We start from the raw sequence: 24,990 nt of genomic DNA, 5'->3' as shown, positions 1-24,990 counted from the left end.
GAAAGTTGACTGAATTAAGACAATATATTAAAAGGGAGCATAATAAGTTTTTCATATAGTTAAATTTACAACAATATTAAGGAGGGTAATATGAGCAGTATATTATTAATATCACCATATGCTAAATTGTCTAAAATATCTAAAAAGATTATTGAAAGCGAAAATATTGATATGGAGATTATAGAACCTGATCTATGGAATTTAAAAAATGAAAGCAGTATTAAAAAAATAAACAAGGATGCAAAAGTTATATTATCTCGAGGTATGATAGCTAGAGTAGTAAGGAGTAATACTTCTGTACCTGTCATTGAAATTTCTGTAACATCTTTTGATATACTAGATGCTATTAGTACGGTTAGTAATAAAGGATATAAAAATATAGCAATTATTACTGTATCTAATATGTTGTTTAATCCTGAGTATGAAAAACTAATAGGAGATATGACCTTTCATTTTATAGCATGTGAAAGTTTAGAAGAATCATTTAGCTTAAGTAGAAAGGCAGTAAAAAGCGGAAAATATGATGCGATAATTGGAGATGCCTTAGCAACTATGATTGCAGAGGAAAATGGTGTATATGGAGTTTTATTAGAGTCAAATGAAAGATCAATAAAATTTGCAATAGATGAAGCACTAAAAATAGTTAAACATTTTAAAAAAGAACAAGAGATTCAAATTAAATCCAGAAGAAAAATTAGTGAGATGGGATGGATTGCAAAGTATTCTTTTAATGATATTTTAGGCGAAAGTGATGAAATAAAATATTCTATTAATTTGGCAAAAAAGTTTGCTAAATCGGATGGTAATGTACTTATTTATGGGGAGACGGGAACGGGTAAAGAATTATTTGCCCAAAGTATTCATAATCAAAGCAATAGATTAAATGAGCCTTTTATTTCTGTGAATTGTGGTGCTTTAAGTGAAAATTTACTTGAAAGTGAATTATTTGGATATGAAACTGGTGCTTTTACAGGAGCAGTTAATAAAGGAAAGAAAGGTCTTTTTGAATGTGCAAACAAGGGTACGATATTTTTAGACGAAATTAGTGAAACTTCATTAAATTTTCAAGCAAAGCTTTTAAGAGTTCTTCAAGAGAGAACTATAAGAAAAATTGGCGGACAGAGACTTGAAGATATTGACATAAGGGTAATTTGTGCTACTAATAAAAATTTATTAGAACTAGTTAAAAAAGGGTCTTTTAGAGAAGATGTATTTTATAGACTAAGCCAATTAGAACTACAAATTGCTCCTTTGTGTGAAAGAAAAAGAGATATCTTAATTATAGCAGAAAGATTTTTCAAAAAAGAATTAGAAAGACAGAATAAAATTGTGCATTGGGAGAATAGTAATATATTTGAGCCTTTACTAGAGTATGAATGGCCAGGAAATGTGAGAGAACTGAGAAATTTTATATTGAAGCTTGTAATTTTTTGCGAAATCCCAAATATTACACAGGAATATATAAAGAATTTTTTTAATATTAGTTTGGTGAATTATAAAAAGGTGAAACAAATTAATAATTTTAGTTTTCCATCAAATGATGAAAAAAATAGAAATGCGGAAAATAGCGAACCTCTAAAGGTAGTTTCTAGGACAGATAAAGAAATAAGGATTGATATATCAAAGGACTTTGGATTAATGGAAAGTGAAATGTTTAAGCAATTACTTAAGTATTACCAAGGAAATAAGGAAAAGCTTTGTAAAGACTATGGTATCAGCAGAACTACATTATGGAGAAAACTTAATTATAAATAAGTTTTGTTTCAAATTTGAAATTTTTTTTCAAATCTGAAACCTATGTTTCAAATTTGAAAAATAATATAATTGTTTTTAAATCTAACTATAGTTAGATTTTTAACTTTTACTAAATATAAGGGTTAAGTAATTAACATATACTTTTTATAAGTTTGGCATGGTACTTGCTGATATATATAATTGTTGATCAACATAGTCTAAGTAATAAGACTTAGAAATTGTTTTACTATACTTTATTTAAGAAGGGATGAAGGTTAAATGAATATCGTAGTACTTTTAAAGCAAGTACCTGACATGGACAAGGTAAAATTTGATAGTGAGAAAGGTGTTGTAGATAGAAAATCTGCAGGTACAGAAATAAATCCATTTGATTTAAATGCTCTAGAGGCAGCAGTTCAAATAAGCGAAAACACAGAGGCAAAGGTTACAGTTATAAGCATGGGACCTCCAGCAGCAGAAGAAGCATTAAGAGAAGGAATTGCACGTGGAGCTCACGAGGGAATATTATTAAGCGATAGAAATTTTGGAGGAGCAGACACTAAAGCAACTTCAAAAACATTGGCGGCTGCTATAAAAAAAATAGGTGACTATGATTTAGTTATTGCAGGAGAGAAAACAGTAGATGGTGATACTGGACAGGTAGGACCTGAAATGGCAGAATTTTTAAACATACCACATTTAAGTTATGTAAGTAATATTAAAGATATAAATAAGGAACATATGGTAGCTAAATGTGATATATGGAGTGGTTCATATTTAAAAGATGCAAAACTTCCAGCATTAATCACTGTTACAAAAGATATAAATGACCCTCGTTTGCCATCCTTTAAGAGCAAAATGAACGCTAAAAAAGCTGAAATTAAAGTATGGGGAATGGAAGATTTAAAGGAGCATTTAGCAATAGAAGATACTGGATTCAAAGGCTCACCAACAAAAGTTAAAAAGATAGAAGTACCTCCAAGTGTTAAGCGCGAAGGAAAAGTATGGAGAGATGATCTTGCAGGTGCTTTTGATGAAATCGTTAATGTATTAAAAGACAAGAAAGTTTTGGAGGTATAATTATGTCAGAGAAAGAATTTAACGGAGTATTGGTTTTTGCTGAACAAAAAAATGGAGAAATTCACAAGGTAAGTTATGAACTTTTAGCAAAAGGAAAAGAACTAGCAAGTAAAATACAAGTGCCAGTTTTCGCTGCATTACTAGGCCCTGCAGGAATGAAGACTGAAGAACTTATATATAGAGGTGCAGATAAGGTATTTTATATAGAAGGTAATGAATTTAATGAACCAGAAGAATTAATATATATAGATAATCTACTAAGCCTAATTAAAGAGGTTAAACCAGAAATATGTTTAATTGGAGCTACAACTATGGGAAGATCAATAGCTCCACGTTTAGCAGCAGCATTAGAAACAGGTTTAACAGCAGATTGTACAGGTCTTGTAATAGATGAAGATAGCAAGTTAGTACAAATAAGACCAGCTTTCAGTGAAAACATATTAGCACATATAAAAACAGATACTTATCCTCAGATGGCAACAGTAAGATATAAAGAATTCTCAGAAGCTAAAAGAGACACTGCACTAACTGGAGAAGTAGTAAATGTAAAACCTCTTTCAACTGGAGATAGGTTAGTACAAGTACTTGAAGAACTTAATAGTGAAGAATTTGATATATCAGAATGTGATATAGTAGTAGCTGGAGGAAAAGGAGTAAGATGTGCTGAAGATTTCAAAATGCTAGAAGAATTAGCTGGCCTTTTAGGCGGAGTTGTTGGAGGAACTAGACCTGTAGTTGATGAAGGATATCTTTCAAAAGACCGCCAAGTAGGCTACAGTGGTAATAGAGTAAAAGCTAAATTATATATAGCTTGTGGCATTTCTGGAGCAGCGCAACATGTAGCAGGAATGAAGGAATCAGATGTAATAATTGCTATAAATTCAGATCCATCATCACCTATTTTTAATACAGCAAATTATGGAATAGTAGGAGACTTATATGAAGTAGTACCACAGTTTATTAATAAAATAAAATCTCTTCAAGGCGTATAAACTTGTATACTAGAATACTGAAATATGATAATATTTAATTATATATAAAATGGGAGGAATATATATGAAAGAAGAAATAATTGATAGCTTAAAGGAAATTTCAGGAGCGGATTGGGTAGTTAGTGATTTATCACAAATGGGCAGCTATTTATATGATGAGACAGAGGCAAAGCTTAGACCGACTGCTTGCGAAGATTGTGTAGTTGTAAAGCCTAGTTCTGCAGAAGAGATAGCTAAAATAGTTACTTATGCAAATAAAGAATTGGTACCTATAATGGTAAGGGGCGGCGGTACAGGCATAGTTGCTGGGGCAATACCATTAAAACCAAGTATAGTTGTATCCCTAGAAAGATTAAACAAAAACATTGAAATAGATGAAGATAATCTTATGATTACTGTAGATGCTGGTGTTACTCTTGAAGAGTTGATGGCGAAATTAGCAGATAACGAAAAATTATTTTTCCCTATCCACCCAGGAGATGAAGGTGCACAAATTGGTGGAATGATTGTTACAAATGCTGGCGGAGTAAATGCAGTAAGACATGGAATTATGAGACAACACGTTAAAGCGTTAGAAGTAGTACTTCCAACTGGTGAATTAGTTAAGTTAGGTGGTAAATTAATAAAAAATAATATGGGCTTTGATTTGATGCAATTGATGATAGGTGGTGAAGGGGCACTTGGAATAGTGACTAAGGCAACACTAAAGTTGTATCCGAAATCCAAGTATTCAGGTACATTAGTCATTTCCTTCGATACAAAAGAAGAAGCTGCAAGCTTTGTACCTAAGATACTTCAAGAAGGTATAGTACCATTAGCTATTGAGTATATTGAGAGACCTATAGCATTAGAAGTAGCAAAACACCTTGGCAAGACTTGGCCTGCTAAAAAAGGAAATGTAGATATAATGATAATCTTAAATGAAGCTACAGAGGATATTCTTTATGGAAAATGTGAAGAACTTGTAAGCTTAAGTGAAAAATATAGAGCTGTTGACAGTTTAATTGCAGAGACTACAAAGGATCAAAGAAACATTCTAGAAATAAGAAGCAATGTTTTAACAGCTTATCAAGAGACTATAGCAGAGGGACTAGATATTGCGGTGCCTACATCATTTGTACCTAATATAATTGATGATTTAAATAGAATAGCTAAAAAATATGGTACTTATACTCTATGTAATGGTCACATAGGTGATGGTAATATTCATAATTTCGTATTCTTGGAGGACGGTAAGGTACCAGATTATATTGATGATATGAGAGCGGAATTTTATGCTGCTGCGCTTTCATATGGTGGAACTTGTACTGCAGAGCACGGAACAGGTAGACTTAGAAAACAATATATGTCTCTTCAATTTGGCGAAAGAGAGATAGCCATAATGCAGGGGATAAAGAAAGTTTTTGATCCTAATGGAATATTGAACTCAGGAGTAATAGTAGACTAAATAGGATCTCTTATAGAGAACTTTGTAAAGGAATACACAATGAGAAGTTCGTAAGCTTGATTTAATATTGCTGCTTTAGCAATATTAAATCAAGATAAAGGAGGAAATCATGGAATTTAAAAATTTTGAGGAATTAATTGGGAAAGTAAGAAATAATAAAAATAAAAAAGTGGTGGCAGTAGTTGCAGCTCAGGATGAGCATACTTTAGAAGCTGTATTTAGAGCTAAAAATGATAATATTGTAGAACCTATACTAATAGGAAATAAATCGAAAATAAAAGAATTGGTAGAGAAGCTAAAAGAAAGTATAGATGACAATTCTATCATTGATGCAGAAGATGATACTGCGGCAGCAATCAAGGCTGTAGAACTTATACATGAGAACAAGGCAGACTTTATAATGAAGGGAAAACTTCAAACTGCTGATCTTTTGAAAGCAGTAGTAAATAAGGAAAAAGGACTTAGAACAGGAAGTGTTATGTCTGTTTTTGCTATCCATGAAATACCAACCTATCATAAGCTGATAGCAATTGCAGATGGTGGAATGATGATGTATCCAAATTTGGATGAAAAGAAACAAATAATTGAGAATTCTGTTAACACACTTATAAGTATGGGATATGAAAAACCAAAGGTTGCAGTTTTAGCCGCTGTGGAGACGGTAAATCCCAAAATGCCTGAAGCTGTTGATGCAGATTTATTAAAAAAGATGAATTTAGCTGGTGAAATCAAAAATTGTATTATAGAAGGACCTATTTCTTATGATTTAGCAATGCACAAGGAATCAGCAGAAATAAAGGGTTTTGAAAGTACGGTTACTGAAGATGCAGACATATTAATTGTACCTAATATTGCTGCAGGAAATATACTGTCAAAGTCTTTAATATATTCTGCAGGTGCTAAAATGGCAGGTTTTGTCATTGGAGCAAAGGTTCCTATTGTTTTAACATCAAGAGGAGCAAGTTCTGAGGAAAAATATCTATCCTTAGTAATATCTGCCGCAGCCGCTAAACAGTAACTTTTATGGAGGCTGCTTATGAATATTAATTTCAAAGAGTTCACAAGGAATAAATCCAATTTTATTTTTGTTGGAGAAGCCGGAAGTGGAAAAAGTGAGATTGCAATAAATTTTGCAAAATATCTTGCTGATTTTAATGAAAAACCAGTACATTTTTTTGATATGGATATGACAAAACCGCTGTTTAGGTCCAGAGATGTGAAGGAAGAGATTGAAGGTATGGGGATTATATTTCACCATGAAGAACAGTTTTTTGATGCACCAACAGTAGTAGGTGGCGTTAACCTTTTACTCAAAGATGACAGTTGTTATGTAGTTATGGACGTTGGCGGAAATGATATAGGTGCACGTGCCATAGGAGGATTTGCTCCTAAAGTAAATAAAGATAACACAGCGGTATATTATGTTCTGAATGCATATAGGCCTTGGTCTGGTAATTTGAATCATATTGATGGAACACTTTCATCTATATTGAAAATATCCCATATTAAATTAGATAAAATTCACATGATAAGTAATCCGAATAACGGAATTTCCACAACAGTAGAAGAAGTATTAGAAGGAAACTTAAAAACGGCTGAAATGATTGGACCACTAATGGATATAGATTTCACCTGCGTAAGTGATACTTTATATGAGGATGTAAAAGCTAAAACAGACATTCCATTGATGCCGATTCATTTATATCTAACATATCAGTGGAATCAATAATAAAAAGGGAGTAATTAGTTATAAACATTGTTAGTAATGTTTAATTTACCTTCACTGTCCTCTGTCAATTGTCCTCTCATAAAAATTTTGTATGTGAGAAGGTTTAAATAAAAAATAAATCATATTTATTTTAGAAAGGAGAATTTGATCAAAATGGCAAAAGTAGAAATAAGATCAGAAAGCTGTAAAAGCTGTCAATATTGTATTAAGTTTTGTCCTAGAGGCGTGCTTGCTATAGGAAATGAAGTTAATTCAAAAGGATACGAGTATGTAGCAGCGGTTAATATGGATGCTTGTGTTGGATGCTGTATATGTGCAAGAATGTGTCCAGATGCTGCGATTGAAGTATATAAATAAAGGAGGAAAATAAGAATGTCTAGAGTATTTATGAAAGGCTGTGAAGCTATTGCAGAAGCAGCTGTTAGAGCCGGCTGTAGATTTTTTGCCGGATACCCTATTACACCACAAAATGAAATTCCAGAATACTTCGCAAGAAGGTTGCCTGAAGTTGGCGGAAATTTTGTACAAGGAGAAAGTGAAGTTGCTTCTGTAAGCATGATTTATGGTGCAGCTTCAACAGGAACAAGATCAATGACCTCATCATCAAGCTGTGGTATATCACTAAAAAGTGAAGGTATTTCATACTGTGCATCAGCACGTATACCAATGGTTTATGCTAATATATCACGTGGAGGCCCAGGTGTAGGATCTATCCAACCAGCTCAGCAGGATTATTTCCAGGCAACAAAAGCATCTGGTAATGGTGGATTCCAAATGATGGTACTTGCTCCAGCTTCGGTTCAGGAAGCTGTTGATATGACATATAAAGCTTTTGATTATGCGCAAAGAGACAGAAACCCTGTTTTAATTCTTTGTGATGGAGTTATAGGAACAATGATGGAACCAGTTGTGTTACCTGAAATGAAGACAGAGGAAGAAGTTGCTGCATTAAAGACAGCTAACAAAGAGTGGGCTTGTATCGGACATAAATTGGACTACCCAAATAGAGCATGGATTGAGCCAGGTCAATGGCAGACAAGCAAAATGCAGGAAGTAAATGAAGAGGCTGCTGCTTTATATGCGAGCTGGGAAAAAGACGTACAGGTAGAAGAATATATGGTAGAAGATGCAGAAATCGTTATTGCTGCCTATGGTATTTCTGCTCGTATATCAAAATCAGCCGTTAATGTACTTCGTGGAGAAGGTATCAAAGTTGGATTAATCAGACCAATTACGGTAAGCCCTTTCCCATATAAAGCCTTTGATAATATCAATTACGGTGTATGTAAAGCTGTTCTTGATGTTGAAATGTCTATTCCTGCACAGTTTGTACAAGATGTGGAAAAAGGCGTAAAAGAACGTTGTCCAATCGAGACATGCTTATGTTCAGGTGGTAACATCATGAGCCGTGAAGCTATTATTACAGCTATTAAAAAAATTAATGAAAACTAGGAGGGTATAGAAAATGGAAAAAGTTTATGCAAGAACAAAAACAATCCAAGAAGATAAAGTTTCCGGTTTCTGCCCGGGATGTATGCATAGTACAGTTATAAAATTAATAGGTGAAGTCTTAGAAGAAATGAACATTGTTGAAAAAGCTGCCTGCGTACTTGGTATCGGATGCTGTGGACTTCATATGGACTATATCGCATATGATAACATCACTTCACCTCATGGCCGTGCCTGTGCTGTTGCAACAGGTATTAAAAGAGCAAACCCAGATTCATTGGTTTATACATACCAGGGAGATGGTGATTTTGCTTCTATCGGACTTGGAGAATCAATTTCAGCAGCAAACCGTGGTGAAAACATTACTGTTATCTTTGTAAATAATGGTATTTATGGTATGACAGGAGGCCAGATGGCTCCTACTACATTAATCGGTATGAAAGCATCTACAGCACCAAAAGGACGTATTGCTGAAGAACATGGATATCCAATGCATATGTGTGAAATATTAAATCAGCTTACAGCGCCAGTATATTTAGAGCGTACAAGCTGTAATACTCCGCAGAATGTAATTAAAACTAAAAAAGCAATCAGAAAAGCCTTCGAGAACCAATTAAATGGTAAAGGTTTCTCAATGGTTGAAATCGTAACAAATTGCCCAACAAACTGGGGACTTGAACCACTGGATTCACTTAAATTCATTGAAGAAAAAATGCTTCCAGAATACCCACTGGGCGTAATAAGAGATAGATAGGAGGCTAATGGTATGGAAACAAATTTGTGTGTTGCCGGATTCGGCGGACAGGGTGTTATGACACTTGGAAAATTCTTAGCATCTGCAACCTGTGATTCTACAGATAAAAATGTTACTTTCTTCCCATCATATGGAGCTGAACAGCGTGGTGGTACAGCAAACTGCTTTGTTGTTATTTCAGATGAAATGGTAGGAGCACCGTTAGGTGACGTTATGGATGATTTGATTGTTATGAATGAACCATCTCTAGATAAATTTATTGTTAAATTAAAAGAGGGTGGTACACTTTTCATTAACAGTTCAATCGTTAAAAAAGAGATTACAAGAAAAGATATTAAAGTGGTTTCTGCTCCTGTAACAGAGCTTGCTCTTGAGATGGGAAACGCAAAAGTTCTTAATGTTATCATGCTTGGGGTATATGTAGGGTTTACTGAAGTTGTTTCTCCTGAAGTTGTTTGGGGAACAATTGAACACAAACTTGGCAAAAAACCAAAGTTACTTCCATTAAACAAAGAAGCTTTTGAGAAGGGGCTTGAAATCGGAAGATCACAAAAATAAAAGAGTGAAAGTTCGTTCTAATAAAAATGCGAAGCATTTTTGAGAGGACAGAGGACAGAGGACAATGGACAGTGAAGGAGGATTTTTCTCCGTTACATTACGAAAAATCTTTAATTTATATATTAGTGATGTTTTGGATTGGTAAAACAAGCCTAAAAAATAAATTAGCTTTCTGACGTAAGAAAGAAAGCTTATCTTCACTGTCCTATGTCCTCTGTCAATTGTCCTCTCAAAAAAATTATTGCTTCGCATAATTTTTTAAGTGAATACGGAAGAAAAGAGGAGGAAAAATAAATGAGTGAAAAAATATTAGCAATAAATCCTGGGTCCACATCTACAAAAATAGCTTTATACGAAAATGAAAAGGAAGTTTTTTGCAAAACACTAGATCATCCAGTTGAAGAAATAGAAAAATATGAAAATGTTGCAGCTCAATTTGATATGAGAAAAGAAGTTGTACTTTCATTTTTAAAAGAAAATGGATATGAAGTTCATGAATTAGCTGCAGTTGTTGGAAGAGGCGGAATGCTTCCAAAAGTAAAGTCAGGAGCTTATAAAGTTAATGAAATAATGGTAGATAGATTAAAAAATAACCCTATGTTTGAGCATGCTTCAAATTTAGGAGCGTTAATTTCTTATGAAATAGCAAATTCTATTGGAGTATCGGCATACATATATGATTCAGTTAGGGTAGATGAATTAAAGGATATAGCTCGTATATCAGGTATGTCAGATATACCAAGAACAAGTACTGTTCATGCACTAAACTCAAGAGCAATGGCTATGAAGGTTGCTAAAAAGTATGGTAAAAAATATAGCGATATGAACTTTGTTGTTGCTCATCTAGGTGGTGGAATATCCGTAAGTGTTCATGAAAAAGGACAAATGGTGGAGATAATTGCAGATGATGAAGGTCCATTTTCTCCTGAAAGAGCTGGAAGAATTCCTTGTAAGGCTCTTATAGACCTTTGCTATTCAGGAAAATATGATAAAAAAACTATGAATAAAAAGCTTAGAGGAAATGGTGGATTAAAAGATTATCTTAATACCGTTGATGCTAGAGAAGTTGAAAAAATGATTGAAAAAGGTGATGAAAAGGCAAAGATTGTTTATGAAGCTATGGCTTATCAGGTTGCAAAAGGAATAGGCGATTTAGCAACAGTAGTAAAAGGAAAGGTAGATGCTATTGTTGTTACAGGAGGAATTGCATATTCTAATATGATTACAGGCTGGATTAAAGAGCGAGTTGAATTTATTGCACCGGTTGAAATTATGCCTGGAGAAAACGAAATGGAATCATTAGCTTTAGGAACTCTTAGAGTGTTAAAAGGTGAAGAAGAAGCCAAAGAGTATGTTGAAGAATAAGAAGCAAGTTGCTCAGGTAGAAGTTTTAGTTGATGAAATTAAATAAATCATATAATGTTTTATGAAAGGAAGGGTTATTATGGAAAATGTAAACGTTACGGAAAAGCCTCTAAAAAAATCTATTATAAATCTTTATGGATTACCATCTTTGGGATTTCAGTTACTTATAAATATGGAGTTATTCTATCTTGCAGCATTTTTAACAGATTCGATTAAAGTTTCAGTAGCTATATCAGGTACAGTATTAATGCTTACAAGTATAGCTGACGTTATATGGGTTCCTACCTCAGGAGTTGTGTTAGAAAAAACTAATTTTAGATGGGGTAAATATCGTTCATGGCTACTAATAGGACCACCTATTACTGTATTGTTCTATATTTTGGAGTTTTCTAAAATCGGCTCGCCGAGTACTGCTGTTATTATTATATGTATAGGGTTCATAGTTAGCCATTTAACTAGCAACACTTCTTATGCAGCACATTTATCAATGAACTCTGCAATGACAACTGTACGTGAAGAAAGAATTGCAATGTCATCAAACAGAGGACTGTTTAATGCAATAGGAAGCATTGTTTTCTCTGCAGTAAGTATGCCTTTGATATTAGCACTTGGTAAGAACAATCAAGTAATGGGATATACTCTTACTGTTGTAATAGCAGGTATTGCTTTAATTGCTCTATATTATATATTTTTCTTCATGACCAAAGACTATGCACACAGTGGAACTTCTAATGAATCAAATAAGGCAGAAGAAAAGCTGTCTGCTGGTGATATGATAAGACAGATAATTTTAAATCCTCCTCTTATAGGACTGATGCTAGCTGAGTTTGGAAGATATTTGGGTAGGTTTGTAATTTTTGGAATGGCTTTTTACTACTTTAAATATGTTGTAAGTAACTTAGCAGTAGTTACTATATTCTTTACAGGACTTAGTGTAGTATGCTTAGTTGGAGCAGCGATTGCAAGTCCAATAGCTAAAAAAATTGGAGAAAGAAACACCTATATTTTATCACTTTTAATATTTATATGTTGTTTACTTGCTGTATGGGCATTACCAATGAATTATATTTCTTTTATGATATTAATGTTTATTGCATACTTTGGATATGCAATGCCAGATGCCTTAGGGGTTGCTTTGTATTCAAATACTGTTGAATACGGGGAATGGAAAACAGGAAAGAATGCTAGAGGTTTTATTATGTCATTACTAGCTTTCCCAATTAAAATCGCTGTATTCGCAAGAAGTGTTATTATAACAGCTGTGCTTATGGGAGCAGGATATGTTGCAAATATGAAACCTACAGCACAATTAATAAAAGGTGTAACAAATGGAATAACACTAATACCAGCAGTTTTCATGGTATTTGGTTTGATTTTTATCATACTACTATATAAAATAACTCCTAAAAGTCTTGAAAAAATGCAAAGAGAGATTAAGGAAAGAAAAGGAGATACTGCTTAAATCTTAAGTAAATATCCCCAAATTAGAATCTAGTTCAAATTAAGATTAGTATAAAAATTTGAATTAGATTCTAATTTTTATAAAATAGTACTTGGTGCTAATATAATATTGTAGACACATAAAACCAAGCACTTTAAAATATATAATATGAAGAAAAAAGATATGATAATGAAAAAAATCATATTTGATACAGTAGATGGAGTTATGTTAATGAAGAAATTACAATATTTTAAGGATGATTAATATGGATAAGGTTAAATTTAATATTTTAATTGTCGAAGATGATGAACAAATTAATGATGCACTTAGAATCTATTTATCTAAAGAAGGATATTCCAGAAGATAATTTGCCTTACATTTGGGAGCGTTTCTACAAGGTCGATAAGTCTAGGAAAAGCGGAAGAAGCGGTGCTGGGCTTGGTATGGCAATCGTAAGAGAAATTTTCGAATTGCATCATTATACCTACGGAATTGAAAGTCAAAGGGATATAGGTACACGAGTGTGGTTTACAATACCAAAGCAAGTTACTTGAAGCACAAGTATAATTTTCATAAACTAAACTTCCAAATTCAGCATTAGAGTTTGGAGGTTTATTTTGCGCTTGCTAAGTTAATAAAAATCCTGAAAGTGTGCACTTTTCACTAGTGATTCTTTTTTAGTTGTACTATCATATAAGAAATAATTCAATAAGAACTAATACGGAGGTATTTTTAATGAATGTTAAAGAAAGTAAACTTCAGGATGTTTTAAAAAGCCGCGGTATTGATATGGCGGATGTTGATAATCTTTCAGAATCTGATATTCCAGAAGCAAAAGAAAGCACTAAAAAACTGATGGATATTTATTATACTTTAAAGGTTACCGCAGATATGGAAGCTGCATACTGGTATAATAGAACTTGGTGGGAGAATGAAGGTGAAATAATTGAGGTAAGAAGAGCTAAAGCTGTGGCTGCTTCTTTATCACACATGACACCAACAATCTTGCCTTATGAAAAACTGGTTATGAACAAGACAAAAAATATTAGAGGTGCATTTCCATTCCCTTGGGTTTGTGCAAGTTTCTTTAATGCCCAGGCAGAAGCTTTAATGAACGAAGTAGATGCTCCAGCAGAAAATGAAGCTGATTCAGTCAGCGTCGTTGGTGCTGGGGGTGGTAATGTTACTGAAAGCTATGGAAATGTCATTTCTATTGCTAAAAAATTTGGTATGAGGAAAGAAGAAATTCCTGTTTTAGTTAAGGTATCAAAGCCTTGGGAAGGAATTTCCGTAGAAGAATTAAGTGACAAATACTCACAGATGACACCAGGTTATGATCAGTTTAAAAGTATCATGGATAGTGTTATCTGCATGTTTGATTCTTTTGCAATTCCACAGGGGAGAGAAGTAATAAACTATTATATGCCACTGCAATATGGCTTTGATAGAATTATAGAATTGTGTGATGAAAAGATTGCTGAAGTTATGGGTGAAGCAGGTACCGATGGTGATTTTGGTATGAGCAGAGGTTATTACTATGCAGCAATGAAAGAAATCACAAAAGGTTTAAGTGCATGGTGTGAGAATTATTCAAAACAAGCAAAATATTTAGCTTCCATTGAGACTGATCCTGAGTTGAAAGCTAACTATGAAAAAATTCAAGAGGTTATGGGAAACATTGCACATAAAAAACCTGCAAACTTCTGGGAAGCAATTCAAATGACTCTTTGCTGTCATTTAGGAGTTGTTAATGAAGACCCTCAATCTGGTCTTTCAATTGGTAAACTCGGACAAATATTGCAGCCATTCTACGAGAAAGATATTGAGGATGGTGTTATGACTGATGAAGAAGTAATTGAAATTCTTGAATTATACAGAATTAAAATCAGTTGTATTGAATGTTTTGCGTCAGCTGGAGTATCTGGTGGTGTTCTTTCTGGGAATACATTTAACAACCTTTCCTTAGGAGGACAAAATTATGATGGACTTACAGCAGTTACTCCTTTGGAATACTTAATTATTGAAGCAGGTATGAGAAATCAAACACCTCAACCTACACTGAGTGTATTGTATGATGAAAAGACCCCGGAAGACTTTCTTATGAAAGCTGCTTCTTGTACAAAGCTTGGACTTGGATATCCTGCATGGATGAACAATCAAACTGGTATGAATTTTATGTTAAGAAATTATGGATCAGAAGGAATGGACCTTCATGATGCAAGAGCATGGTGTCTTGGAGGATGCCTAGAATCTGCACCAGGATGCTTTATGCCGCTTGAGTATAATGGAAAAATAACAATGATTCCTGGTGGTGCATCACCTACCTGTGGTACTGGGGTTCATTTCATTGGTATGCCTAAAGTACTTGAACTCGTTTTAACAAATGGATTAGATATAAGAACAGGAAAACCAGTATATCCACCTCACAACAAGAAACTTGATTCTTATGAAACAATGATTAATCAATGGAAAGAATATATGGAACTTACTACAGATGTCGTTAACAGATGTAATAATATTCAGATGGATATTTGGAGAAAGTACAATATGCCTGCTGTGAACTCCTTGTTGAAGCCTGATTGCTTCACAAAAGGTAAACATATTGGCACTATGGGTGCAAGATACAACTCATGTATTAACTTTGAATCCTGTGGCACAATTACTCTAGTTAATTCCTTGTCTTCCATTAAGAAAAATGTATTTGATGACAAGAAGTTCACCATTGAAGAAATGACAGATGCTATGCTTAACAACTTTGGATTCAAAACTGCATATGAAACAGAAGTGTTCTCACCTGATTTTAGAGAGAGTACAGAAAGCAGCCCTAAATATGAGAAAATATTTGCGGCATGTATAAATGCACCGAAATATGGTAATGCCGACAAGTATGTGGATGAAATTTTTAAAGCATATCACTATTACATTTATGACATGACACATAAGTATTATTCATACTATGGAAAGCCTTTATATTTATGTCAGATATCAGTATCAACTCATGGACCTCAAGGTTTTGTAACATTGGCAACAGCTGATGGAAGACTTGCAGGTACAACTTATTCAGATGGTTCAGTATCTGCAGCAGCAGGAACAGATAAGAATGGTATTTATGCTATATTTGAATCTGCAACGGTTTATGATCACTCAATGCATCAGAATGCACAGATGAATCTAAAACTTCATCCATCAGCAGTTAAAGGCATAAGTGGAACAAGAAAACTTCTTGATGTTGTACGTGCTTACATGAGAAAAGGTGGATTCCATGTTCAGTTTAATGTTGTTGATTCTAAAACATTAAGAGATGCTCAAGTTACACCAGAGAAGTATAGAGATCTTATGGTTCGTGTAGCTGGATTTACACAATACTGGTGTGAAATTGGTAAACCTATCCAGGATGAAGTTATTTATAGAACCGAATATGACCAATAATAAGACGTAAGTTAAGAAATGAATGGAGGGTAATAATTATGTGCCATTATGATTGTAAAAACTATATAAATTTAGATTGTGAAAAAGGGATATGTGCATTAACAAAGGTAATGGTTCCTATAGATGGTGAAGGAAGTCAGGCTTGTCCTAAATTTAGACAAGCTGAAAAGTGTGGAAATTGCAAAAGTTTCTTAAATCCAGATAAACACGGAGTAGGTACTTGTACAGGTTTAGAAAAAGAAAACTGGGCATATGCTAGCTGTGGGGCTTCTACTTGTTCCGGCTATCAAGCAAGGTAGGAAACAATATGAGTGAAAAAGGCTTAATATTTGACATACAAAGTTTTTCTGTACATGATGGACCAGGCTGTAGGACAAGTATATTTTTTACAGGATGCCCCCTTCGATGTGAGTGGTGTGCTAACCCGGAAAGTTGGATTAAGAAAAAGCACATTATGATTGCAGAAAATGTATGCAAATGGGAGAATGGCTGTAGAGCATGCAGAAATGCATGTCCCTATGGTTCAATCAAATTTGCTGACAATGGCAAGCAGAGCATAACCTGGGATATATGCAAAGAATGTGAGACCTTTGACTGTGTTGATACTTGTCCTAATAATGTTTTAAAGCAGTGTGTGAAAGAATATACAGTAGATGAGATTATGACAATTTTGAGGCGTGATTTCAATAATTGGGGAGCTAAAGGAGGAGTAACCTTCACAGGAGGAGAGCCTTTAATGCATCATGAATTTTTGATTGAAGTATTAAAGAAATGCCATGAACGTCAGATTCATAAAGCAATTGAAACTAGTGCATATGCTAAACAAGAAGTGTTTTTAAAAATAATGAAGTACATTGATTTTGCATTTATTGATGTGAAGAACATGGATAGAGAAAAACATAAACAAGGAACCGGGGTTTATAATCATTTAATACTTTCAAATATTGAAGCACTTAAAAAGTCTGGCTGGCAGGGAAGGCTTGTTCTAAGGCAGCCTACTATCGCAGGATATAATGACAGTGATGAAAATGCATACAAATTAATTGAGTTTATGAATAAAAATTCTTTATATGAGGTCAATCTTTTGAAATTCCACAGATTGGGACTTACCAAGTGGAACCAGTTAGGAAAAGATTATGAATATAGCAATCACGGAGATATGACAGAGGAAAAAATGCAGCATCTCCAAGAATTATATTTGAATAATAATATAGCTTGCTATATAGGTGATAATACTCCCTTTTGATTTATATTTAATAGAGCAGAAGAAAATAAGGTAGCAATTATTTCTTCTGCTCGAATTGGTGTATTTGAAGTAATATTTTACATTTTTCGTTTAAAAGAATTAATAAGAGGTAATAAAATGCTGATTGAAGATACTAATATATACAAATATATTAAAGATTATTTAGATAAAATTCCTGTTATAAATGTAAAAAAGGGAGAGTATGTTTCTAAGGCTTTTAATAAAGATAATCAAATTTACTATATTTTAGAAGGAAAAGTTAAAATAGAAAGCATTTCTGATATAGGGAAAAAAGTACTTGTAGATGAGATATCCGAAAATGAGTTCACAGGACAAATAAGTTATATGAGAAATACCAATTTATATTGTAATATTATTGCTGCAACAAATTTAAAGTTGTTATCAATAGATAACAATATACTTGATAAGTTAATGAATAATAGTGAATTTTCCAATGTTTTTTATTATAAAACAAGCAGCAGAATCTATCAAATGTATAAAAAAATGCTTATGAGTAATTTATTCAATCAATCTGAGATTGTAGCGTATTATATTTTAAAGAGATCAAATAGTGGTAAATTTATTTATAAGAGTATTTACGACATTTGTGATACCTTAAATATAAGCAGAAGAAGTTTATATAATATTTTAAATAAGTTTCAAGATGATGGCATTATTGAAAAAGAGGAAAGTAATTCTTTTATTATAAAGGATGAAATTTATTTAAAAGAAAAGGCAGATAAAGTAGAAATGTTTTTAAATAATAAATTTTAAAAGAAAACTTCCAAATTCAACATTAGAGTTTGGAAGTTTTTTATGATTGCTAATTTTATTTTGACAATTTCGTAATATTATTAGTAACAAATTCTTTCATTTTAGCCATGTAAGCTTTATAGCCTTCCTCACCAAGAACAAAAGGATTTGGGTCTCCGCTCTTACGTTTACGAAGAGTATCTATTCTTTCAAGAGCATTGTCTACAAATGGATGTGCACTAAGTTCTGAATCTACTTTAGATTCATCAGTAAATTTATTGAAGTAATCAACTGAACTTTCATATTTTTTGTTATCCTCAAGTGATTTTGGAAGTCCAGTACCACCCCATATACTTGTCATATGTTTAGCTCCATTGTCAGTTACAGGGAAAATCAAAGATACACATCCTGGAGTATGACCAGGAGTAGAAACAATTGTAATAGTTGTATCTCCTAATGTCAATTTCTGACCATCAGTAATTTCTGTATGGCTTGTTGGGAGTGGTGGAGTAGGCATAAGTTTAGAAGTATCTTTTCCAGCAGCTTCAGCTTCCTGTCTGTCTTTTAGATTTTTTTCCATAAAACTCCAATCGACTGAAGTTATAAGTACTTTAGCACCAAAATTATCTTGTATATATTTAGCACCACCATAGTGATCGCAATGTCCATGGGTTACTAATACATACTTAATTTTAGCTGGATCAAAACCTAACTTTTTAATACCAGGCACGATAATTTTTTCAGCATCGTCACTGTTGTTCATTGAGTCAATTAAAATAATACCTTCGGAAGTATTTACCATCCATGCTCCTACAAATTGATTTCCTAAAAAATATAAATTATCAAAAACTTTAGCAGGCTCTACTGAGGGAGCATCCTTCAATTTAGAAAGATCAGGTGCTTTGTCAGAAGGAAGTACAGCAGTAGTATTTTTAGCAGAAGATGTAGCTGCTGGTTTATTTGAAGCATCACTACTTTTAGAAGATTGAGAATTAGAGCATCCCACCATAGCAAAAATAGAAACACTTACTAATGAAATGGATAATAAACGTTTTGTAACTTTTCCTAACATAATTTTTCCTCCATTATGCAATTAATCATTTAAAGAATAAAGGAAAAGTTTGAGGAATATTTGAGGATTTTGTGAAATTAATGTTAAAAAACACTCTGGTTGATTTTGAAAAATTAATTCTACTTTGAGACGTATATATTTTTATGATATTATAATACTGATGAAATTAAACTCAGACAAGTAACCTGGAGAAACACGGGGTGATAAAGTGAATGATATTCAAATTAAATGTTTTTTAGAGATTGCATATGAAAAAAGTTTTACAAAGGCAGCTAATAAGCTATATATTACGCAGCCAGCTATAAGTCGGTATATAGCAGCTTTCGAAAAAGAACTTGGAATATCTTTATTTGACAGAACCAACAAGCAGATTTCATTGACACCTGCAGGGGAGATTTATTATGATTTCTTTCGCAGATTTCAGGTGGAATTCGAAAACACCAGGGAGAAGGTTCATGATTTAAATTGTCAAAGACAAGGCAACATAAGGTTAGGCTATATTGTAGGATGGAGCGTTTCGTCCTTTTTGCCTGATATTTTAAGAAGCTTTTCAAAAGAGTTTCCTGATATTTCTGTTTCAGTGGAATGTTTAGAGATGGATGAGTTGATCCAAGCATTAATTGCTAATAAATTAGATGTAATATTAATATTGGATGATTGTCTGGAGGGAATCAAGGGTATTGAGAAACAAAAAATCACTGAAATTCAAAGGCTGATTTTATATTCTAAGTTTCAAGATTTAGCAAAAAAACAAGATTTGACACCTTATGATTTTAGAAATGAGACTTTTTATATTGTTGCTAATGAGGAAGCCCACAATAGTGAATTAGAAGTTCGTAATTATTGTAAATCTTATGGATTTGTGCCACGTTTAAAGAGAGCGCCAAATATGGAATCCATATTTGCATCTGTAGAAAATGGCTTAGGTGTGATGTTTTTTGATACATGGGGACAAAATATAAATACATCTTCATTTAAATACATTTTACTTGATTCGAATCATGAAATAAGTATGGCGTGGAGTAGGTCAAATAAAAGTGAAATTGTACGGGTATTGGTAAATGAGATTATGGCTTATTTAAATCAAAATAAATCCTTATAAGCTTTAAACTATAGTAAAAAAGTTTAGTCATTCTAAATTTTTATTTTTTCAAAAACCCATATCAAATTTGATATGGGTTTTCATATATTTTCGGCATTATACTTACCTCTAAATATTTGATACTATTTTACTAAAGGTCAATATACTTAAAACAAATATAATTTGTAATTTATAAAAATTATATAGAAAATTGGAGGCAAGTTTATGAGTAGAAGAACTGAAATGTTAAGTAAGAACATTGAATTTATAGGTTATGATGATATGAATGGAAAGCCAGGATTTCAAATGGCTATGCAAAAGTCTGGTGATAAATATTATATTTATACAGCTTCCTTTAGACATAATGGATGGAATATAATCGACGTTACTGATCCAGCGTATCCAAGAAACGTTAAATGGTTAGAAGGGCCATGGCTATCTGAGGATTTACATGATGGACAGGGAACACCAAAGATTCAGATTGCTGATGGAATTATGGTTACAGCTCACGGTGGAACAATGAAAGAACTACATGGTACAGAAATTGGTTTACCATTCTGGGGCGGTATAATGATCTGGGATGTAAAAACAGATCCAGAAAACCCAATTTTATTATCTAAGTTTGAATGCAAAGGCGGAGCTGGAGTTCACAGATTCTTCTATAATGGTGGAAGATATGTATACGTAACCGGAAATGCAGAAGGATTTAACGGATTCATTTTAAGAATTGTGGATATTGAAAATCCTAAAAACCCTGTAGAAGTTGGAAGATGGTGGGCTGATGAACAATTTATAAATAATAAAGTATCCTTAGGCAGTGCTCGTTATGGATCAGCAGAAGCATTATCTGCACCATTCCTTCATGCATGTGTTGTTAAAGATGATATCGTTTATATGGCATATGCAAATAAAGGCTTTATCATGCTGGATGTAAAGGATAAAACTCAACCTAAGATGCTAAATTGTCTTTCACTTAATCCACCGTTTGGAGGTGGTTCTGCTGGAGCCCCAATACACTCTGTTTTACCACTAGGAGACAGACCTTATGTAGTTGTTACAACAGAAGGAGAAAGATCACGTTATTTCAGTAATGAAACAACAGAAGGTTTATTTAAGAAAATTGTAACTCAGCCTATGAATATGCTTGGTATAGTAGAAGTTACAGATGTTAGTAATCCAAGCTTAATTTCAATTTTTCCATATCCAGAAGTACCAGAAGGTTACACTCATGGAACTAACTTTAACATTGTTGATGGGGTTCGTGTTCCATTTGGACCACATAACATTTTCGATGCATTTGGACAAGATGTATACAAGAAATGTGATAATAGGGTTTATTGCTGTCACTTCAATGCAGGACTTCGTGTTTATGATGTAAGTGATCCTTTTGTTCCAAAAGAAATAGCATATTTTCTTCCTCCAGACCCAGAAAAAGATCTATTTAATAATGAAGAAGGAAATCTAGTACCAGGAGCAAGAGTTGCAATAACAGAAGATGTATTAGTTGATGATCGTGGTTATATTTACATCGACACATATATGGATGGATTATACATTGTGCGTTGTACTGTTTAATTTTATATATACTATTAAATATTCGTTAAATAAATATTTATATTTGGAGGGTAAAAAATGAAAATTTTAGGTATTTCAGGTGGAACAAAGAATGGTAATAATGATGCCATGTGTAAAGAAGCTCTTATGGGTGCAAAAGAGATGGGAGCAGAAGTTGAATTTATCCGTCTTATGGATTTAGACATAAAACATTGTATTGGATGCACAGCTTGTGTTGGAGCACTTTTTTCAGGAAAAGGAAATATGTGTGTGCTAAAAGATGACTTCGATTGGCTATTAGATAAGATGCTAGATGCAGATGGAATAGTTTTTGCAATTCCAATTTTTGAAAAAGGCGTGCCTGGTATTTTTCAAACAATTACAGATCGTTTTGGACCAAGAATGGATAGAGGAAACAATGTAATAGCAACTAAAAATGCACAAGAAAATGGTGGAAAAGCCCCAGACCCAAGAATTATAAAGGATAAAGTAGTTTCCTATATTGGAATTGGCGGTTCTGATTGGACTACAAAATTACAATGCGGCACAGCAATGCATGCCTTAACTCCTATGTGGAAGATTATCAATAATGAAGTATTTCCATTCTCCTCTGGCATTATTGTAGAAGATGAAAGAGTTACAAAAGTACATCAAATAGGAACTAACCTTGCAAATGCTGCAAAAGATATTGAAAATGCGACTTATCAAGGAGAAGAAGGTGTTTGCCCACATTGCCATTGCAGAAACTTTTATCTAGACAGTAATTCCACACATGCTATTTGTGAATTATGTGGTATTGAAGGTGAGATTAAAATTATAGATGGTAAAGTAAAATTTGAATTCCCACAGGAACAGTTAGGACATGCACATGACACTCTTCCAGGAAAGTTTATTCATGTAGAAGATATAGGAAAAACTATAACTACAATTATGGGCATGAAGCAAACTGATAAATATAAGCAGCGTTTAGAAAATTACAAGAGCTTTATTGCAGCAACAATTCCAGAAAGATAAAATCCCAAAATAGTAATAGCGAAAAGTAGAATTAGGGATTTTTGCACTATAAGTGCAAAAATCCTACTACTTAATAATCTCCTCTCCCTTGGTTATCCACCTTGACCGTAACATTTACTTCTATAATAGACTCGCTTACCACTTTATCCCAATCAATACCTTTTCCTCTTCCATATTTTCCAGCAGCAAATTTTCCTAGGCCTAAAATATCAGCTTTATACTGACTTTTAATCTTATTTGTGATAAAATTTTCACAGGTTTTTTTAAAGTTTTCAGCAATATTATTTGAAGTTTCCTCCAGAAGTTTTGGATCGCTTTTCAAACTTGAATATAAGGTATTGTTTACAATTGTACTATTTAAATCTAAAGCTATTGTAAATTTAAATTTATTATCTTCTTTATAACATTTAACTTTCCTTTTAGATTCAGCATAAAAATTTATATACTTTTTGGAACTATCTTGTATAGTCAACATACCTTTAGCTTTATTATTTTTCAATATATTTATAAGTTTGGCCTCTTCAATATTAGTTTTTGCTATCATTTTATCTCTTTTAAAAAGAGCAAGGCCTGTTAACTTTATATCTTCATCTATTAATTCTATGTAAGGTAATGCCAAATTTCTGCCTTCAGCATCTATTCTTACAATTGCATTCATAAGACTGTATTCACTTTCGGGAAAAAAGTTAAATTGTTTTGAATTTTTTATTAGCCCCTCAATAAATTCTGCTGAATTTGAGTAACCTTTAACCTTATGATTAAAGATATCCTCTGATTTTCCTTTGCATACGGCCATTAATGCAGTGTCATTTGCTTGGGGACTAATCAGTAATATATCAATTATATTTCGTATACCATATTCAGCATAGTCTTCACTAACTAAAAGAACTCTTTCCATCCCCAATAAAAAAGTTTTATCAATTTTAATCTGACGATCTTCTCTAGTTTCTCCTAGACTTTTGGCAACACCGGTCACTAAAGTACTATCTGTCTTTGATGGTTGAAACAGATATATAGGAAGAGGAATACTATAAGTTACATTATTTTTACTTTGTTTTTCTAAATCATATCCTATGCCAATTGGGATCTCTAAATTTTCTACTAAATCACCCTTTGGGCCTATAAAAGAATATATAATAATCAACACTATAATTAAACATATAATAATTTTATTATTGAGTTTGTTAATCATTTTTATCACCTTTTTTTATATATAATATTAGTGATATTATAGAAACATATACAAAATTAAATATTACATAAATAGGAGTTATTTTGTCTATTAAATCTCGCCTAAATGTTGGATTACCATATTTAGAGGATACGTAAAAAAGCAGAGGATACAATAAAAAAACAAAGGTTTTTCTTTTAGCAATGCTTGTTAACTCACTCAATCCATAGGTTAACGAATAATAATGATTAGCTATACTTTTTAGCATTATAAAGGAAAATAAAACCATAAATATGTATCTAAAGTTATTTATTACAGGTACCTTTATAGCCTCGCTTGTTATAATTGTTGACCATAGGAATTTAGGAATAATATCTATTCCTAAGTAATATATAACTGTAAAGGTAAACCAGATGTAAATAATCATTATAATAATTGCACTTTTTAAGCCAGCTTTTTTAAGAGCATTACTATCCTGTAAATATGGATATATTAAAAATAAAATTTCTATGCCACAATAAGCATATACTGTTTGCCCCGTGGACTTTACTATGTTTATTATTCCTGAACCAAATACAGGCAATAAGTTTACTAATATGCCATATTTTAATACAGCTATTGGAATGAAAACTATTGAAATGGTTAGATAAAAAAATAGTTCATTTACTTTACCTAAGGTTTTAACACCTTTATAAGCAATAAAGGCTGGTGCTAAAAAAAGTACTGATAAAAGTTTATAATTTGTTATGAAGTAAGTCATGTGGATTCTGAGAACGTTGCTTATACCAGAAGCTATTTCTGTAGCAAGAAAGAAAAAATAGGATATAAATATTATATTTAAAATAGTTCCCAAAAATTTTCCGAGATATTTTTTGCTCAGTTTTAATATATTGTCTTTAGGGTGTTTATGGCACATATAGTCAGCTATAAAAACCATATATATAGGATATATTGCACCCAATATACAAGATATCCATCCATCTTGTTTTGCATATTTTATAACATAATTAGGAAGGCTTAACAGTGCCAAGCCAAGTATACTACCTACCAATGTAAATGTTAATTGTGATGGAGTCAAAAGACTATCAGTATCTTTATCCATTTCTATCCTCCACAGTGTA

At 32.8% G+C, this 24,990-nt stretch carries 23 protein-coding genes; 20 read left to right on the top strand and 3 right to left on the bottom strand.

The genetic code is table 11. The features are described from left to right. The first annotated feature begins 90 nt into the window (after nucleotides 1-90). The 17 genes from I6U48_RS06555 (at nucleotide 91) to I6U48_RS06475 (ending at nucleotide 17,998) form a co-directional block, all read left to right on the top strand. Entirely contained in the window at nucleotides 91-1,755 is a 1,665-nt protein-coding gene (locus I6U48_RS06555; RefSeq protein ID WP_218319613.1) for a sigma-54 interaction domain-containing protein, read from the top strand. Between the two features lie 258 nt (nucleotides 1,756-2,013). Continuing rightward, on the top strand, nucleotides 2,014-2,814 hold the full coding sequence (locus tag I6U48_RS06550) for an electron transfer flavoprotein subunit beta/FixA family protein (RefSeq protein ID WP_218319612.1): 801 nt from the start codon (nucleotides 2,014-2,016) through the stop codon (nucleotides 2,812-2,814). A 2-nt stretch (nucleotides 2,815-2,816) separates the two neighbouring features. Further along, on the top strand, nucleotides 2,817-3,806 hold the full coding sequence (locus I6U48_RS06545) for an electron transfer flavoprotein subunit alpha/FixB family protein (RefSeq protein WP_218319611.1): 990 nt from the start codon (nucleotides 2,817-2,819) through the stop codon (nucleotides 3,804-3,806). Between the two features lie 64 nt (nucleotides 3,807-3,870). Then, nucleotides 3,871-5,253, top strand: a complete 1,383-nt coding sequence (locus I6U48_RS06540; RefSeq protein WP_218319610.1) for an FAD-binding oxidoreductase — start codon at nucleotides 3,871-3,873, stop codon at nucleotides 5,251-5,253. A gap of 109 nt (nucleotides 5,254-5,362) precedes the next feature. Beyond that, entirely contained in the window at nucleotides 5,363-6,271 is a 909-nt protein-coding gene (locus I6U48_RS06535) for a bifunctional enoyl-CoA hydratase/phosphate acetyltransferase (protein ID WP_218319609.1), read from the top strand. Between the two features lie 18 nt (nucleotides 6,272-6,289). Continuing rightward, entirely contained in the window at nucleotides 6,290-6,982 is a 693-nt protein-coding gene (locus I6U48_RS06530; RefSeq protein WP_218319608.1) for a nucleotide-binding protein, read from the top strand. A gap of 153 nt (nucleotides 6,983-7,135) precedes the next feature. Beyond that, entirely contained in the window at nucleotides 7,136-7,339 is a 204-nt protein-coding gene (locus I6U48_RS06525; RefSeq protein ID WP_218319607.1) for a 4Fe-4S binding protein, read from the top strand. Nucleotides 7,340-7,354: 15 nt separating this feature from the next. Next, on the top strand, nucleotides 7,355-8,434 hold the full coding sequence (gene vorB, locus I6U48_RS06520) for a 3-methyl-2-oxobutanoate dehydrogenase subunit VorB (RefSeq protein ID WP_218319606.1): 1,080 nt from the start codon (nucleotides 7,355-7,357) through the stop codon (nucleotides 8,432-8,434). A gap of 13 nt (nucleotides 8,435-8,447) precedes the next feature. Beyond that, on the top strand, nucleotides 8,448-9,185 hold the full coding sequence (locus I6U48_RS06515; RefSeq protein ID WP_218319605.1) for a thiamine pyrophosphate-dependent enzyme: 738 nt from the start codon (nucleotides 8,448-8,450) through the stop codon (nucleotides 9,183-9,185). 12 nt (nucleotides 9,186-9,197) lie between these two features. Then, the gene (locus I6U48_RS06510) at nucleotides 9,198-9,743 is read left to right on the top strand and encodes a 2-oxoacid:ferredoxin oxidoreductase subunit gamma family protein (RefSeq protein WP_218319604.1); all 546 of its coding nucleotides are present in this window, start codon (nucleotides 9,198-9,200) and stop codon (nucleotides 9,741-9,743) included. A gap of 294 nt (nucleotides 9,744-10,037) precedes the next feature. Further along, entirely contained in the window at nucleotides 10,038-11,108 is a 1,071-nt protein-coding gene (buk, locus tag I6U48_RS06505) for a butyrate kinase (RefSeq protein ID WP_218319603.1), read from the top strand. A 79-nt stretch (nucleotides 11,109-11,187) separates the two neighbouring features. Beyond that, nucleotides 11,188-12,570, top strand: a complete 1,383-nt coding sequence (locus I6U48_RS06500) for an MFS transporter (RefSeq protein ID WP_218319602.1) — start codon at nucleotides 11,188-11,190, stop codon at nucleotides 12,568-12,570. Nucleotides 12,571-12,866: 296 nt separating this feature from the next. Next, the gene (locus I6U48_RS06495) at nucleotides 12,867-13,103 is read left to right on the top strand and encodes an ATP-binding protein (RefSeq protein ID WP_218319601.1); all 237 of its coding nucleotides are present in this window, start codon (nucleotides 12,867-12,869) and stop codon (nucleotides 13,101-13,103) included. 181 nt (nucleotides 13,104-13,284) lie between these two features. Continuing rightward, the gene (gene hpdB / locus I6U48_RS06490; protein WP_218319600.1) at nucleotides 13,285-15,978 is read left to right on the top strand and encodes a 4-hydroxyphenylacetate decarboxylase large subunit; all 2,694 of its coding nucleotides are present in this window, start codon (nucleotides 13,285-13,287) and stop codon (nucleotides 15,976-15,978) included. 38 nt (nucleotides 15,979-16,016) lie between these two features. After that, nucleotides 16,017-16,277: a 4-hydroxyphenylacetate decarboxylase small subunit gene (gene hpdC / locus I6U48_RS06485; protein ID WP_218319599.1), complete on the top strand. Its 261-nt coding sequence runs from the start codon at nucleotides 16,017-16,019 to the stop codon at nucleotides 16,275-16,277. An 8-nt stretch (nucleotides 16,278-16,285) separates the two neighbouring features. Next, nucleotides 16,286-17,224 carry a 4-hydroxyphenylacetate decarboxylase activase gene (gene hpdA / locus I6U48_RS06480; protein WP_218319598.1) on the top strand — a complete coding sequence of 313 codons (939 nt, stop codon included), beginning with the start codon at nucleotides 16,286-16,288 and terminating at the stop codon, nucleotides 17,222-17,224. 117 nt (nucleotides 17,225-17,341) lie between these two features. Further along, nucleotides 17,342-17,998, top strand: a complete 657-nt coding sequence (locus tag I6U48_RS06475) for a Crp/Fnr family transcriptional regulator (protein ID WP_218319597.1) — start codon at nucleotides 17,342-17,344, stop codon at nucleotides 17,996-17,998. A gap of 55 nt (nucleotides 17,999-18,053) precedes the next feature. Here the strand turns inward: I6U48_RS06475 and I6U48_RS06470 are convergent, their stop codons facing one another. Next, nucleotides 18,054-19,049, bottom strand: a complete 996-nt coding sequence (locus tag I6U48_RS06470) for an MBL fold metallo-hydrolase (RefSeq protein WP_218319596.1) — start codon at nucleotides 19,047-19,049, stop codon at nucleotides 18,054-18,056. Between the two features lie 208 nt (nucleotides 19,050-19,257). Between I6U48_RS06470 and I6U48_RS29565 the strand changes: the two genes are divergently transcribed. The 3 genes from I6U48_RS29565 (at nucleotide 19,258) to I6U48_RS06455 (ending at nucleotide 22,698) form a co-directional block, all read left to right on the top strand. Beyond that, nucleotides 19,258-20,151, top strand: coding sequence for a LysR family transcriptional regulator (locus I6U48_RS29565; protein ID WP_218319595.1), 894 nt, complete (start codon nucleotides 19,258-19,260; stop codon nucleotides 20,149-20,151). 204 nt (nucleotides 20,152-20,355) lie between these two features. Then, complete coding sequence (locus tag I6U48_RS06460; protein WP_218319594.1) at nucleotides 20,356-21,705, top strand: LVIVD repeat-containing protein; 1,350 nt, start codon at nucleotides 20,356-20,358, stop codon at nucleotides 21,703-21,705. Nucleotides 21,706-21,762: 57 nt separating this feature from the next. After that, nucleotides 21,763-22,698, top strand: a complete 936-nt coding sequence (locus I6U48_RS06455) for a flavodoxin family protein (RefSeq protein WP_218319593.1) — start codon at nucleotides 21,763-21,765, stop codon at nucleotides 22,696-22,698. Nucleotides 22,699-22,768: 70 nt separating this feature from the next. Here I6U48_RS06455 and I6U48_RS06450 read toward each other — a convergent pair whose 3' ends face one another. Continuing rightward, nucleotides 22,769-23,890: a Ger(x)C family spore germination protein gene (locus I6U48_RS06450; protein ID WP_218319592.1), complete on the bottom strand. Its 1,122-nt coding sequence runs from the start codon at nucleotides 23,888-23,890 to the stop codon at nucleotides 22,769-22,771. Next, nucleotides 23,883-24,971: a GerAB/ArcD/ProY family transporter gene (locus I6U48_RS06445; RefSeq protein WP_218319591.1), complete on the bottom strand. Its 1,089-nt coding sequence runs from the start codon at nucleotides 24,969-24,971 to the stop codon at nucleotides 23,883-23,885. Before I6U48_RS06445 ends, I6U48_RS06450 begins: the two co-directional genes overlap by 8 nt. Nucleotides 24,972-24,990: the final 19 nt, after the last annotated feature.

The sequence above is a fragment of the Clostridium thailandense genome (assembly GCF_019207025.1).
GTDB lineage: Bacteria > Bacillota > Clostridia > Clostridiales > Clostridiaceae > Clostridium_AM > Clostridium_AM thailandense.
Note: the sequence above shows the minus strand (reverse complement) of the source record. Positions and strands in the feature narration are given on the sequence as shown.